Source organism: Pseudomonas sp. WC2, from assembly GCF_050586545.1.
Taxonomy (GTDB): Bacteria; Pseudomonadota; Gammaproteobacteria; order Pseudomonadales; family Pseudomonadaceae; genus Aquipseudomonas.
This window is the reverse complement of the sequence record NZ_JBOBDR010000009.1, coordinates 115,349-128,927: the sequence shown is the minus strand read 5'-3', so window position 1 is coordinate 128,927 and position 13,579 is coordinate 115,349. Positions and strand designations below refer to the sequence as shown.

12 protein-coding genes are annotated in these 13,579 nt (G+C 61.4%); all 12 read right to left on the bottom strand.

Annotated features, from left to right (window positions below):
• Positions 1-2: 2 nt before the first annotated feature.
• From ACQ4OE_RS13250 to mraZ, 12 genes are read right to left on the bottom strand one after another with little or no spacing between them, the layout of a single operon-like run.
• Positions 3-962 carry a D-alanine--D-alanine ligase gene (locus tag ACQ4OE_RS13250; protein WP_122590023.1) on the bottom strand — a complete coding sequence of 320 codons (960 nt, stop codon included), beginning with the start codon at positions 960-962 and terminating at the stop codon, positions 3-5.
• Positions 959-2,419: a UDP-N-acetylmuramate--L-alanine ligase gene (gene murC, locus ACQ4OE_RS13245; RefSeq protein WP_430946883.1), complete on the bottom strand. Its 1,461-nt coding sequence runs from the start codon at positions 2,417-2,419 to the stop codon at positions 959-961. Before murC ends, ACQ4OE_RS13250 begins: the two co-directional genes overlap by 4 nt.
• On the bottom strand, positions 2,412-3,482 hold the full coding sequence (murG, locus tag ACQ4OE_RS13240) for an undecaprenyldiphospho-muramoylpentapeptide beta-N-acetylglucosaminyltransferase (RefSeq protein WP_064120497.1): 1,071 nt from the start codon (positions 3,480-3,482) through the stop codon (positions 2,412-2,414). The genes murC and murG overlap by 8 nt, the downstream gene beginning before the upstream one ends.
• Entirely contained in the window at positions 3,472-4,689 is a 1,218-nt protein-coding gene (gene ftsW, locus ACQ4OE_RS13235) for a putative lipid II flippase FtsW (protein ID WP_007916996.1), read from the bottom strand. The genes murG and ftsW overlap by 11 nt, the downstream gene beginning before the upstream one ends.
• Positions 4,686-6,032, bottom strand: a complete 1,347-nt coding sequence (gene murD / locus ACQ4OE_RS13230; protein ID WP_430946882.1) for a UDP-N-acetylmuramoyl-L-alanine--D-glutamate ligase — start codon at positions 6,030-6,032, stop codon at positions 4,686-4,688. Before murD ends, ftsW begins: the two co-directional genes overlap by 4 nt.
• Positions 6,033-6,037: 5 nt before the next feature.
• Positions 6,038-7,120, bottom strand: a complete 1,083-nt coding sequence (gene mraY / locus ACQ4OE_RS13225) for a phospho-N-acetylmuramoyl-pentapeptide-transferase (RefSeq protein WP_008082775.1) — start codon at positions 7,118-7,120, stop codon at positions 6,038-6,040.
• Positions 7,120-8,487: a UDP-N-acetylmuramoyl-tripeptide--D-alanyl-D-alanine ligase gene (locus ACQ4OE_RS13220; RefSeq protein ID WP_430946881.1), complete on the bottom strand. Its 1,368-nt coding sequence runs from the start codon at positions 8,485-8,487 to the stop codon at positions 7,120-7,122. The genes mraY and ACQ4OE_RS13220 overlap by 1 nt, the downstream gene beginning before the upstream one ends.
• Positions 8,480-9,943: a UDP-N-acetylmuramoyl-L-alanyl-D-glutamate--2,6-diaminopimelate ligase gene (locus tag ACQ4OE_RS13215; RefSeq protein ID WP_430946880.1), complete on the bottom strand. Its 1,464-nt coding sequence runs from the start codon at positions 9,941-9,943 to the stop codon at positions 8,480-8,482. The genes ACQ4OE_RS13220 and ACQ4OE_RS13215 overlap by 8 nt, the downstream gene beginning before the upstream one ends.
• Positions 9,943-11,682 (bottom strand): peptidoglycan D,D-transpeptidase FtsI family protein, encoded by a 1,740-nt coding sequence (locus ACQ4OE_RS13210; RefSeq protein ID WP_205932961.1) that lies wholly within the window; start codon positions 11,680-11,682, stop codon positions 9,943-9,945. Before ACQ4OE_RS13210 ends, ACQ4OE_RS13215 begins: the two co-directional genes overlap by 1 nt.
• Positions 11,682-11,975: a cell division protein FtsL gene (gene ftsL, locus ACQ4OE_RS13205; protein ID WP_007917008.1), complete on the bottom strand. Its 294-nt coding sequence runs from the start codon at positions 11,973-11,975 to the stop codon at positions 11,682-11,684. Before ftsL ends, ACQ4OE_RS13210 begins: the two co-directional genes overlap by 1 nt.
• The gene (gene rsmH / locus ACQ4OE_RS13200) at positions 11,972-12,919 is read right to left on the bottom strand and encodes a 16S rRNA (cytosine(1402)-N(4))-methyltransferase RsmH (RefSeq protein WP_007917010.1); all 948 of its coding nucleotides are present in this window, start codon (positions 12,917-12,919) and stop codon (positions 11,972-11,974) included. The genes ftsL and rsmH overlap by 4 nt, the downstream gene beginning before the upstream one ends.
• On the bottom strand, positions 12,916-13,371 hold the full coding sequence (gene mraZ / locus ACQ4OE_RS13195) for a division/cell wall cluster transcriptional repressor MraZ (protein WP_122590036.1): 456 nt from the start codon (positions 13,369-13,371) through the stop codon (positions 12,916-12,918). The genes rsmH and mraZ overlap by 4 nt, the downstream gene beginning before the upstream one ends.
• Between the last annotated feature and the right edge of the window lie 208 nt (positions 13,372-13,579).

The window sequence follows — 13,579 nt, the reverse complement described above, 5'->3', positions numbered from 1 at the left end:
TCTTAACCTCTAGCGTCTTCAACACTGGCGGCCAGAATGGCCAGAACCAGTTGCTGGAAATCCAGACCGGCCGCACGGGCCGCCATCGGCACCAGACTGTGATCGGTCATGCCCGGAGCGGTGTTGACTTCGAGGAACCAGAACTGCCCGTCGGCGTCCTGCATCACGTCCGCCCTGCCCCAACCGGCGATACCCAACGCCTCACTGGCCTTGGCCGTGAGATCCATGAGTTCTTTTTCCTTGGCGGCATCCAGCCCGCACGGAATGCGGTACTGGGTATCGTTGGCGATGTACTTGGCGTCGTAGTCGTAGAACGTGTGCGGTGTACCCAAGGCGATTGGAGGCAACACCTGGTCACGCAGGGTGGCGATGGTGAACTCCGGACCTTGAATCCATTGCTCAACCAACACTTGCGAATCGTAGGTACTGGCCGCTTTCCATGCGTCGATCAACTCGGACGCAGAACTCACTTTGGCCATCCCGATACTTGAACCTTCATGGGCCGGTTTGACGATCAAAGGGAAGCCCAGTTCCGTCGCTGCGGAAATACAATCGGCTTCGCTGCACAGCACGGCGTGGCGCGGCGTCGGAATCCCGAGGCTGTGCCAGACCTGCTTGGTGCGCAGTTTGTCCATCGCCAGTGCCGAAGCCAGAATGCCGCTGCCGGTGTACGGAATGCCCGCCACTTCGAGCAGGCCCTGCATGGAGCCGTCTTCACCGCCACGGCCGTGAAGAATGATGAACGCGCGGTCGATCTTTTCGCTGAGCAGACGTTGCAGAATGTCATCGCCAACGTCGATGCCGAACGCGTCCACGCCAGCGCTTTGCAGGGCGTCGAGTACGGCGTTACCGGATTTCAGTGAAACCTCACGCTCGGCACTCAGACCGCCAAAGAGCACGGCAACGCGGCCGAAGTCTTTCGGCGCGATCGTGGAGAACAGCTTGGCGTAGGCAGCAGTCATTTCAACTTCCCCTCGACCGACGCCGCCACGGCGCCAGCGAACAATTCACTTTTCAACAGCTTCGGCGCGAGACCGCCGATATCACCCGCGCCCTGGCACAGCAGGATGTCGCCGGCACGCAACAGCGGCTTGACCAGCGGCGCCAGATCGACGCCACGCTCGATGTAGATCGGATCGAGCTGACCGCGCTGGCGAATGCTGTTGCACAGCTTGCGGCTGTCGGCACCGGGGATCGGCTCTTCACCGGCCGGATAGACTTCCATCAACAGCAGCACGTTGGCGTCGGCCAGTACATTGACGAAGTCGTCGTACAGATCGCGGGTGCGGCTGTAACGGTGCGGCTGGTAGACCATCACCAGACGGCGCTCCGGCCAGCCACCGCGCACGGCTTTAATCACTGCAGCGACTTCGGTCGGGTGGTGACCGTAGTCGTCGACCAGCATCACGTTGCCGCCGTCTACCGGCAGTTCGCCGTAGACCTGGAAGCGTCGACCAACGCCCTGGAAACCCGACAGGCCCTGAACGATGGCTTCATCGCTGACGCCTTCGTCACTGGCGATGCAGATGGTCGCCAGCGAGTTGAGGACGTTGTGGTTGCCCGGCATGTTCACGGACACATCCAGCGGCTCGCGGTCAGGACGCAGCACGGTGAAGAAGGTCTGCATGCCTTGCTGACGCACATTGATCGCGCGCACGTCAGCGTCTTCGCTGAAGCCGTAGGTCACGGTCGGACGTTTCACCAGCGGCAGGATTTCGCGCACCACTGGATCGTCCAGGCACATCACCGCCAAACCGTAGAACGGCAGGTTGTGCAGGAACTCGACGAAGGTTTTCTTCAGTTTGTTGAAGTCACCGTCGTAGGTCGCCATGTGGTCGGCGTCGATGTTGGTGACCACGGCCACCAGCGGTTGCAGGTGCAGGAAGCTTGCATCGCTTTCGTCGGCTTCGGCGATCAGATAGCGGCTGGTGCCGAGCTGGGCATTGGTGCCCGCCGCATTCAGACGACCACCGATGACGAACGTCGGATCCAGACCACCGGCGGCGAACACCGAAGCGATCAGGCTGGTAGTGGTGGTTTTGCCATGCGTACCGGCGACGGCGATGCCGTGGCGGTAGCGCATCAGCTCGGCGAGCATTTCGGCACGCGGCACCACTGGAATACGACGCTCAAGCGCAGTCGCGACTTCCGGGTTGGAAGTGTTCACAGCGCTCGACACCACCAGCACATCGGCGGTCGAAGCGTTCTCGGCACGGTGGCCGATATAGATGTGTGCGCCGAACGATTCAAGACGTTCGGTAACCGGCGAAGCCTTCAGGTCGGAACCGGACACTTCATAGCCCAGGTTCAACAACACTTCGGCGATACCGCACATGCCCACGCCGCCGATACCGACGAAGTGGATGCGACGGATGCGGCGCATTTCCGGTTGCGGCATGGCTTTCTGATTCTCAACCATGGGCCACCTCCAGACAGGTATCGACCACGCTACGGGTGGCATCGGGTTTCGCCAGACGGCGGGCCGCTTGGGCCATATCTTCGAGTCGTTGCGGTTGCATCAAGACCTCTGTCAGGCGCGCGGCAAGGTCCGCGGCACCAGTCGTTCTTTGCGGCATCAGGAAGGCAGCGCCTTCACGGGCCAAATAATCGGCGTTGCGGGTCTGGTGATCGTCGATCGCGTGGGGCAAAGGCACCAGCATCGAGGGCAGACCGGCGGCAGCCAGCTCACTGATGGTCAACGCGCCTGCGCGGCACACCACCAGGTCAGCCCAACCATAGGCTTGGGCCATGTCTTTGATGAACGGCTGCACCTGCGCATCGACGCCGGCGGCGCGGTAGCGCTCTGCAGTCACTTCATCGTGGTTTTTGCCGGCCTGATGAAACACTTCCGGGCGCAAATCGGCAGCGACTTGGGCCAGGGCTTCAGGCAGCAATTTGTTCAACGGTTCTGCGCCCAGGCTTCCGCCAAGGATCAGCAAACGCGCTTTGCGACCGGCCAGGGCAGGTCGCGATGTGTCGAGGAACAGCTCGCTGCGCACCGGGTTTCCGGTGGTACGGCGGGTGTCCGACAGAGTAAAGGTGTCGGGGAACGCTTCACACACTCGGGCGGCGAACGGCACCAGCAACCGATTGGCGGTGCCGGCCACGGCGTTCTGCTCGTGAACGATCACCGGCACGCCGGCCAGTTTCGCGGCGAGGCCACCGGGGCCAGTCACATAACCACCGAAGCCAACCACACACACCGGCTGCAAGCGACGAATGATCGCCCGAGCCTGCCACACCGATTTGAGCAGCATGAACGGCGCCTTGAGCAGCGACAGTTTGCCCTTGCCGCGCAGGCCCGTGGCGTTGATGCGGTGCAGTTCAAGGCCTGCGGCCGGCACCAATTCGTTTTCGATTCCGCGTGGCGTGCCGAGCCAGTGCACGGTGTAGCCGCGCGCCTGAAACTCGCGGGCACAGGCCAGCGCCGGGAACACGTGGCCGCCGGTTCCGCCGGCCATGATCAATACGTTAGCGCCCATGATTCGGCTCCTCAGCGAAGTCGCTCTCATGGAATTCCATCTCTTCACTGCCCAGGTGGGTTCGACTCTCCCACTCGATGCGCAATAACAAGCCGAGGCAGGCACAGCAGATCACCAGCGAGCTGCCGCCGTAACTGAGGAACGGCAAGGTCAGACCTTTGGTTGGCAGCAGACCGACGTTCACACCGATGTTGATCAGGAACTGACCAATCCACAGGAACGACAGACCGTAAGCCACATAAGCGGCGAAGAACTGTTTGGCTTTTTCCGCCCACAAGCCGATGTACATGCCGCGAATACACACGAACACGAACAGCGCCACGGTGCACAGCGAACCCACTGCGCCGAGCTCTTCAGCCAGTACCGAGAACACGAAGTCGGTGTGCGCTTCCGGCAGGTAGAACTGCTTCTGCACGCTGTTGCCCAGACCGACGCCCAGCCATTCACCGCGACCGAACGCGATCAAGGCTTGCGACAGCTGATAACCGGCGCCGAACTGGTCGGCCCACGGGTCAGCGAAGTTGGTCAGGCGCGCCATTCGATAAGGCTGCATCTGAATCAGCAAGACCACGGCCCCGACCGCCAACACCACCATCAGCGAAAAGCGGAACAGCCCGACCCCGCCAAGGAACAGCATCGCCGCCGCGGCGCCCATCATTACGACGGTGGCGCCGAAGTCCGGCTCCATCAGCAACAGGCCCGCCATCGGCAGCAGCACGATGAACGGCTTGAAGAAGCCCATCCAGCTCTCGCGCACTTCCTTCTGACGCCGCACCAGATAACCGGCGAGGTAGATCACCACGAAGACCTTGGCGATTTCCGATGGCTGCACGTTGAAGAAGCTGAAACCGATCCAGCGCATCGAACCGTTCACTTCGCGCCCGATGCCCGGGATGATCACCATCACCAGCAAGCCGAACGCACCGATCAGCATCAGCCAGCCCAGACGCTGCCAGGTGGCGATCGGGATCATCATGGTGACGATGCACGCGCCCAGCCCCAGCACCACATAAATAAGATGGCGAATCATGTAATACAGCGGGCTGCCCGACTGCGCGGCTGCCACTTCAGTGGACGCCGAGGCGATCATGATCAAACCGAGACCAAGCAGCGCCAGGCAACCGGCGAGCATTGGGAAATCGAGGTCGATGCCGCGCCCGGTGATGATCGGCGACGGATACGGTTTGATGATATTGCGCAGGCTCATGCCAGTTCCTCCACAGCGCGGACGAACTGGTGACCACGGTCTTCGTAATTTTTGAACATGTCGAAACTGGCGCAGGCCGGCGACAGCAGTACCACGTCACCCGGTTGTGCAGCGGCGCGGCATTGCGCAACGGCGTCAATCAGCGAGGTCGCGCGAATCAGCGGCACGGCATCGCCGATGGCCTCGCCGATCTTGTCGGAGTCACGCCCCATCAGGATCACGGCGCGGCAGTTGGCCGCCACCGGACCACGCAGATCGTTGAACTCGGCACCCTTGCCATCACCGCCGGCGATCAGAATGACCTTGCCGTCGATGTCCGCACCCAAGCCTTCGATGGCGGCCAGGGCGGCGCCAACGTTGGTGGCTTTCGAATCGTTGTAATACGCAACGCCGTCGAGATCACGCACCCACTGGCAACGGTGTTCGAGACCGGCAAAGTTACGCAGCGCCGCGAGCATCGCATCGAACGGCAGGCCCACGGCATGACCGAGCGCCAGCGCCGCGAGGGCGTTGGACTGGTTATGTGCGCCGCGAATCTTCAGCTCACGCACGGGCATCAGGTTCTGGAATTCGAAGGCGAGGTATTTCTCGCCGCCTTCTTCACGGATACCGAACGCCTTGAAATCCGGCTTGGTCAGGCCGAAGGTCCAGCATGGCTGGCCTTCGCCCATCAACGGACGGCTCAGCGCATCCTGACGGTTGACCACGAATTGCTTCGCGCCACGGAAGATCCGGTGCTTGGCCAAGTGGTACGCCGGCAGACCGCTGTAGCGATCCATGTGGTCTTCGCTGATGTTCAGCACGGTAGCCACTTCGGCGTTGAGCTGATCGGTGGTTTCCAGTTGGAAGCTCGACAGCTCCATCACGTACAACTCGACGTCGTCGCTGAGCAGATCCAGCGCCGGGGTGCCGAGGTTGCCGCCGACGGCGACGCGTTTGCCGGCCGCAGCCGCCATCTCGCCAACCAGCGTGGTGACGGTGCTTTTCGCGTTGGAACCGCTGATGGCCACGATCGGCGCCTGCGCGTTACGCGCGAACAGCTCGATGTCGCCGGACAGTTTCACGCCACGGGCCGCAGCGGCTTGCAGGGCCGGGGTCGCCAGCGCCAGGCCGGGGCTCACGTAGAGCTCGTCGGCACGGCAGAGGAATTCGACGTCCAGCTCGCCACAACGCACTTCCACGTGCGGATAGTCACGCTTGAGCGTGGCCAGTTCCGGTGGATTTTCCCGCGTATCGGCGACGGCAAACGACGTGCCCCGGTTCGCCAGGAAGCGAACCAGGGACATGCCGCTCTTGCCGAGGCCGACAACGATGCGGAAGTGGTCAGAAGCGATCAGAGACACTCGTTCTACCTCAGCTTCAGGGTGGCAAGGCCGACCAATACGAGAATCACGGTGATGATCCAGAAACGGACGATCACGCGCGGCTCGGGCCAGCCCTTGAGTTCAAAATGGTGGTGGATCGGTGCCATGCGGAACACACGGCGACCGGTCAGCTTAAAGGACGCAACCTGAATGACGACTGACAGGGTTTCCATCACGAACACGCCGCCCATGATGAACAGGACGATTTCCTGACGAACGATCACCGCGATGGTGCCCAGTGCCGCGCCAAGTGCTAGGGCACCGACGTCGCCCATGAACACTTGCGCCGGATAGGTGTTGAACCACAGGAAGCCCAGACCCGCACCGATCAGCGCGCCGCAGAACACGATCAGCTCGCCCGCGCCCGGCACATACGGGATCAGCAGGTATTCAGCGAATTTCACGTTACCCGACAGGTAGCAGAAGATGCCGAGACCGCCGCCGACCATCACGGTGGGCATGATCGCCAGACCGTCGAGGCCGTCAGTCAGGTTGACCGCGTTGCTCGAACCGACGATCACAAAGTAGGTCAGCACGATGAAACCGAGGCCCAGCGGAATGCTGTAGTCCTTGAGCATCGGCAGGATCAGCGTGGTTTCCACCGGGGTGGATGCGGTCATATAAAGGAAGATCGCCGCGCCGAGGCCGAACACCGATTGCCAGAAGTACTTCCAGCGGCTCGGCAAGCCACGGGAATTCTTCTCGATGACTTTGCGGTAATCGTCGACCCAACCGATGGCGCCGAACAGCAGGGTCACCAGCAACACAGTCCAGACGTAGCGGTTGCTCAGGTCAGCCCAGAGCAACGTACTGACGCCAATCGAAGACAGAATCAGTGCGCCGCCCATGGTCGGCGTACCGGATTTCGACAGGTGCGATTGCGGGCCGTCGTTACGTACGGATTGCCCGATCTGACGGTTCTGCAGGGTGCGGATCATCCACGGGCCATAGCACAGCGACAAAACCAGCGCGGTCAGCACACCGAGGATCCCGCGCAGGGTCAGGTACTGAAAGACCGCGAAGCCTTTGTAGAACTGTTGCAGATACTCCGCTAGCAGCAGCAGCATTAATGTTTCTCCAGACTGGGCCCGCACAGAGCCGCAACGATGTTTTCCATCGCTGCACTGCGCGAACCCTTGATCAAAATGGTGGTGTTTGTGTCCTGCTCGGCGTTGAGGGCCTGGATCAGTTCGGCTTGCGTGCCGAAGTGATGCGCCTGTTCACCGAATGCGTTCACGGCGTGAACCATGTTTGGCCCAACGGCATAAAGCGCGGAAACCTTGCCCCGGGCGTACTCGCCCACGTCGCGGTGCCCCTGCTCCGCCCAATCGCCCAACTCGCCGATATCTCCGAGCACCAGGACGGTGCGGCCGGAAAAGCCGGCGAGTATATCAACGGCCGCGCACATCGAGGTGGGGTTTGCGTTGTAAGTGTCATCGATCACGCGCATGCCGTTCTGCGCCAGTTGCGCGACGGTGCGACCCTTGACCGGCTGCACGGCGCCAAGCCCGGTGGCGATGCCGAACAGCGACACGCCCAAAGCGTGTGCGGCAGCGGCGGCGGCCATGGAGTTGGCGACGTTATGCGTGCCGAGCAGGTTCAGTTGAACGCGCTCGACACCTTCAGGTGTGTGCAGATTGAAGGCTGGGCAACCACGGGCATCGGTGGTCAGGTCGCTGGCGTAGAAATCCGCCTGCGTGTTGCTCAGGGCGAACGTCAGCACTTTGCGCGCGCCCGCGCGGGTCTTCCAGATCCCAAAGGCCTTGTCATCGAGGTTGAGCACGGCGATGCCATCCGCCGCCAGCCCGTCGATGATTTCGCCTTTGGCTTCGACGATTTTTTCCGGCCCGCCAAACTCACCAACGTGCGCGGTGCCGGCATTGTTCAGGATCGCCACGTGCGGCTTGGTCAGGCCGACGGTGTACGCGATTTCACCCAGACGCGAAGCGCCCAGTTCAATGACCGCCGAAGTGTGTTCCGGGGCCAGTTCGAGCAGGGTCAGCGGTGCGCCGAGGTCATTGTTCAGATTGCCACGGGTCGCCAGCACGGGACCGCGCGTGCGCAGGATGCTCGCGAGCATTTCCTTGACGGTGGTCTTGCCGCTGGAACCGGTGATCGCGGCGACTGGCTGAGTGAATGCAGCGCGGTTCAGCGCGCCCAACTGGCCGAGGGCCTGACGGGTGTCCTTGACCAGCAATTGCGGCAAGGTGCTGTCGGCCACTTCACGCTCGACCAGTGCAGCCACGGCGCCTTTGGCGGCGACGTCGTTCAGGTAGTCGTGACCGTCGAAACGCGGGCCGGTCAAGGCAATAAACAGTTGCCCAGGCTGGATCGCACGGCTGTCGATGCTGACGCCGTCGAAGCTGGCATCGGCGGCGATCAAACGAGCGTCGAGCGCGTTGGTCAGTTCGCTGAGTTTCAGGGCCTTAAGCATGGGCTACCTCCCAAGCGGTCAAGGCGTGATCGGCCTCGACCAGATCAGAGAAGGCATGACGCACGCCATTGATTTCCTGATAGTCCTCGTGACCTTTACCGGCCAGGACAATCACGTCTTCGGCGGACGCGCCGGCAACCAGTTGCGCAATCGCCTGGCCACGGCCAGCCACGAAGGTGACTTTATCCACAGCCGTGAAACCGGCGCGGATGTCATCGAAAATCACCGCTGGGTCTTCGGTGCGCGGGTTGTCGTCGGTGACCAGCACCTGATCGGCCAGACGCTCGACCACTTCGGCCATCAACGGACGCTTGCCGCGATCACGGTCACCGCCGCAGCCGAACAGGCACAGCAGTTGGCCTTTGACGTGCGGGCGCAACGCGGTCAGCACTTTTTCCAGCGCGTCCGGAGTGTGGGCGTAATCGACCACCACCAACGGCTGCGTGCCGCCACCGAGACGCTGCATGCGACCGGCCGGGCCTTCGAGTTTCGGCAGCACTTTGAGAATTTCGTCGAGCGCGTAATCCAGACCGAGCAAGGCGCCGACCGCAGCCAGAACGTTGCTCAGGTTGAAACGGCCAAGCAGCGTGCTGCGCAGATGATGTTCGCCCTGCGGCGTGACCAGCGTGGCACGCACGCCGTGGTCGTCGAACTGCGCTTCGCGGCAATAGAGATAGGCGCTGCTGTCGAGCAAGCTGTAGGTGATCAGCCGCGACTCACGTTTTTCAGCGGCCAGTTGCCGGCCGAAATCGTCGTCGAGGTTGACCACGCGGCACTTCAGATCATTCCAGGCGAACAGCTTGGCCTTGGCCTCGGCGTACGCTTCCATGGTGCCGTGATAATCCAGATGATCGCGGGACAGGTTGGTCATCACCGCGACGTCAAACGCCAGTGCGGTGACGCGACCTTGATCGAGACCGTGGGACGAGACTTCCATGGCCACGGCTTTGGCGCCGGCCTTTTTCAGGTCGCCCAACGTCGCTTGCACGGCGATTGGATTCGGCGTGGTGTGCAGACCGCTTTCCAATGCGCCATAGAAGCCGGAACCGAGGGTGCCGACGATGCCGCAATGCTGGCCGAGCAGATCCAGCGCCTGCGCGACCAACTGGGTCACGCTGGTCTTGCCGTTGGTGCCGGTCACGCCGATCAGATTCAGGTGATGACTTGGCTCGCCGTAAAACCGTCCGGCAATGTCCGACAGCTGTGCAGCGAGACCTTTGACCGGAATCAGCGGCACGTCGGTGATCGGCAGCACGGTGGCGCCTTCCACTTCATAAGCCACGGCTGCCGCGCCACGTTGCAGGGCGTCGGCAATGTGCGCACGGCCATCGAATTTGCCGCCAGGCACGGCGAGGAACAGATCGCCTGCGCGTACGTTGCGGCTGTCCAGCGCCAATTCACGGATCAACAGATCGTGGCCGGCGTGGGGGAATATCTTGTTCAGACTTAATGACATCAGCCGCGCCCTCCATTGGCTTTCAGCGGAATCACGGGAGTGGCGTTGGCCTGCTGGGTGTTCGGCAGGTTGTCCGGAGTCACGTTCATTAGACGCAGGGTGCCGGACATCACACGGCTGAACACCGGCGCGGAAACCAGACCACCGAAGTAACCGGCCTTGGACGGCTCATCGATCACCACAACGATTGCGTAACGCGGATCGCTCATCGGGCCGAAACCGGCGAACAGCGAACGGTAAGAATTTTCCGCGTAGCCCTTGGTGCCGACCGAGGTCTTACGCGCAGTACCGGACTTGCCTGCTACGTGATACGCCGGCACCTGCGCACGGAACACGCCGCGCGGCGCTTCGATCACTTGCTGCAGCATGCCTTGCATGGTTTTTGCGACAGCTTCCGGCAGGACTTGCGTGGTCTGCGGCATCTTGTCGGTTTTGATCAGGGTCAGCGGTGCGAGACGGCCGTTGTTGGCCAGCGCCGAGAAGGCGTGAACCAGCTGGATCGCGGTCACGGAAATACCGTAGCCGTACGACAGCGTGGCGGTTTCAGCCTTGCGCCACTCGCGGTAGTTCGGCAGGTTGCCGACACGCTCGCCCGGGAAGCCGAGGCCGGTGTCCTGGCCGAGACCGACTTTCTGCGCGAGACGGAAAATCGTTTCGCCGCCGATATCGAAGGCGACCTTACTCATGCCGACGTTACTGGAATTGATCAGAATCCCGGTCAGGTCGAGCACCGGACCTTCAGTTTTGGAAACGTCCTTGATCGTGTATTTGCCGATCTGCAGAGAACCCGGATACACCTCGACGGTGTCGCTCGGTTTCCAGCGACCGGTTTCGATCGCGGCGCTCATCGAAATGGCTTTCATGGTCGAACCCGGTTCGAACACGTCGATCATCGCGCGGTTACGCATCATCGCCGGTTGCAGGTTGCGACGGTTGTTCGGGTTGTAGGTCGGCTGGTTGACCATCGCGAGAATCTCGCCGGTCTTGACGTCCATGATCACCAGACTGCCGGCCTTGGCGCCGTTCTCGATGATCGCGTTACGCAGTTCGCGGTTGGCCAGGTATTGCAGACGCAGGTCAATGGACAACGCCAAGGGCTTGCCGGCCTTGGCGTTTTTGGTGACTTGAACATCCTTGATCAGGCGACCGCGCCGATCCTTGATGACTTGGCGTTTGCCCGGAACACCGGCGAGCCATTCGTCGTAGGCGAGTTCGACGCCCTCGCGACCGTGGTCATCGATATCGGTAAAACCGACCATGTGCGCGGTGACTTCACCGGCAGGATAGAAGCGGCGGAATTCTTCGATACCGTAGACGCCCGGCACTTTCAGATCGAGCACAGCCTGGCCTTGCTCGGGGGTCAACCCGCGCACCAGATAAATGAATTCTTTGTTGGCCTGAGCTTCGAGGCGTTCGGTCAGGGCTTTCGGATCCTGCCCGAGAGCGGCAGCGAGTGCGGGCCACTTCTCTTTGGCCGTCTGCATTTCCTTGGCGTTGGCCCACAGCGTGGTCACCGGGGTACTTACGGCCAAAGGCTCGCCGTTACGGTCAGTGATCAGACCACGGTGAGCCGGAATCGGAATGTGACGCAGGCTGCGCGCATCGCCCTGACCCTTGAGGAAGTCACGATCAACCACTTGCAGGTCAATGATGCGCCAGCAGATCGCCGCGACCATCACGCCGAGCAGCGCGACCATCAGGCGGAAGCGCCATGGGAACAGTGCGCCTTCGAGTTTCATCATGGCGCCACCATCTTCACGTCAGCCGCGCCAGGGATGTGCATTTTCAATTGTTCGGTGGCCAGCACTTCGATACGGCTGTGCGCAGTCCAGGTACTCTGCTCGAGAATCAGACGGCCCCACTCGGCCTGCGCCTTGTCGCGCACGCTGAGTTCGTTATAAAGGGTGTTGAGCAACTGCCGGTTCCAGTGCGCGCTGTACGACACGGCGATGGCCGAGACGAGCACGCCGATGAACAGCAGCAGCATCAGAAAGCTGCCGCCGGGCAGTGGCTTGGCGAAAAGCTTGCTCAACGCAATTTCTCCGCGACGCGCATGACGGCGCTACGGGAACGTGGGTTGGCTTTGAGTTCGGCGTCGGAGGCCGTCTGCGCTTTGCCATGGACTTTGATTTTCGGTTCGAACGCAACGTGGCGAACCGGCAGGTTTCGCGGCAGGTTGTCGGCTTCGCCTTTCACCAGCTTGCGCATGAACAGTTTGACGATGCGATCTTCCAGCGAATGGAAGCTGATGACGACCAGACGACCGCCGACTTCCAGAGCATCCAGTGCCGCTTCGAGGCCGGCTTCCAGATCGCCCAGTTCGTTGTTGACGTGGATGCGCAAACCCTGGAATGCACGGGTCGCCGGGTTCTTGCCTTTTTCCCACGCTGGGTTAGCGACTTTCAACACTTCTGCCAGATCGGCAGTGCGCTCGAACGGCTTGATATCGCGACGTTCGGCGACAGCGCGAGCCATGCGACCGGAGAAACGTTCTTCGCCGTATTCCTTGAACACCCGGGCGATTTCCTCAGCCGGCGCGGTGTTGACGAATTCGGCAGCGCTGATACCCCGGGACGGGTCCATGCGCATGTCCAGTGGGCCGTCATTGAGGAAACTGAAGCCGCGCTCAGCGTCGTCGAGCTGCGGCGAAGACACGCCCAGGTCGAGCAGAATGCCGCTGACCTTGCCGCTCAGACCTTGCTCCGCAACCACTGAACCGAGCTCGGCAAAGCTGCGCTGCACAACGACAAAGCGGCCGTCTTCGGCCGCTAGCGTTTGCCCGGTGGCAATCGCTTGAGGGTCTTTGTCGAATCCGATGAGCCGACCGTCGGTGCCGAGCTGGCTGAGGATCAACCGACTGTGTCCGCCGCGCCCGAACGTGCCGTCCAGATAGCAGCCATCAGGACGTACGGCGAGAGCCTCGACGGCTTCGTCAAGCAGTACGGTGATGTGGTTAAAGCCGCTATCAATAGTCACAGGATCAAATCACGCAGTTCATCAGGCATCGCGCCCGGTTGTTGAATGGCAGCAAGGTCAGCGGCAGACACCGCGTTCCATGCATCCTCGTCCCACAATTGGAACTTGTTCAGTTGGCCTACCAGCATCGCGCGCTTATCCAGCTTGGCGTAGTCGCGCAGACGCGGTGGAACCAGAAAACGGCCACTGCCATCGAGCTCGAGGTCGACGGCGTTGCCGATCAATAAACGCTGCAAGCGACGGTTCTCTTCACGAAGCGAAGGGAGTGCACGCAACTTGGTTTCAATAATTTCCCACTCGTCGAGCGGATAGACACACAGACACGGATCAACGGCATCAATGGTGACGATCAATTGGCCGGAACTGCGCGAATCGAGCTCGTCACGGTACCGGCTCGGCATAGCGAGACGGCCCTTTGCGTCGAGACTGATAGCGTTAGCTCCGCGAAACACGTCTGCGTTTCTCCCATTTTTATCGTTTTGAGCTCAAAAAACCCACTTCATGCCACTTTCCGCCACTTGCGCACACTATAGGAATGCGCCCACCACACCGTCAAGGCGCGGATTAAAGGAAAACCCTTACAGAACGGAGATTTAGGAGCATAAAAGGAGGCGTAACGACAATCTGGCGCAGACTTTGGACCCATAACTTGATGCAGCA

What these genes read in the sequence shown, in the direction of transcription:
- ACQ4OE_RS13220 (WP_430946881.1), bottom strand. Translation starts at nt 8,487, where the DNA reads ATGCTTAAGGCCCTGAAACTCAGCGAACTGACCAACGCGCTCGACGCT.
- ACQ4OE_RS13250 (WP_122590023.1), bottom strand. Translation starts at nt 962, where the DNA reads ATGACTGCTGCCTACGCCAAGCTGTTCTCCACGATCGCGCCGAAAGAC.
- murG (WP_064120497.1), bottom strand. Translation starts at nt 3,482, where the DNA reads ATGGGCGCTAACGTATTGATCATGGCCGGCGGAACCGGCGGCCACGTG.
- ACQ4OE_RS13210 (WP_205932961.1), bottom strand. Translation starts at nt 11,682, where the DNA reads ATGAAACTCGAAGGCGCACTGTTCCCATGGCGCTTCCGCCTGATGGTC.
- ftsW (WP_007916996.1), bottom strand. Translation starts at nt 4,689, where the DNA reads ATGAGCCTGCGCAATATCATCAAACCGTATCCGTCGCCGATCATCACC.
- murC (WP_430946883.1), bottom strand. Translation starts at nt 2,419, where the DNA reads ATGGTTGAGAATCAGAAAGCCATGCCGCAACCGGAAATGCGCCGCATC.
- ACQ4OE_RS13215 (WP_430946880.1), bottom strand. Translation starts at nt 9,943, where the DNA reads ATGTCATTAAGTCTGAACAAGATATTCCCCCACGCCGGCCACGATCTG.
- mraY (WP_008082775.1), bottom strand. Translation starts at nt 7,120, where the DNA reads ATGCTGCTGCTGCTAGCGGAGTATCTGCAACAGTTCTACAAAGGCTTC.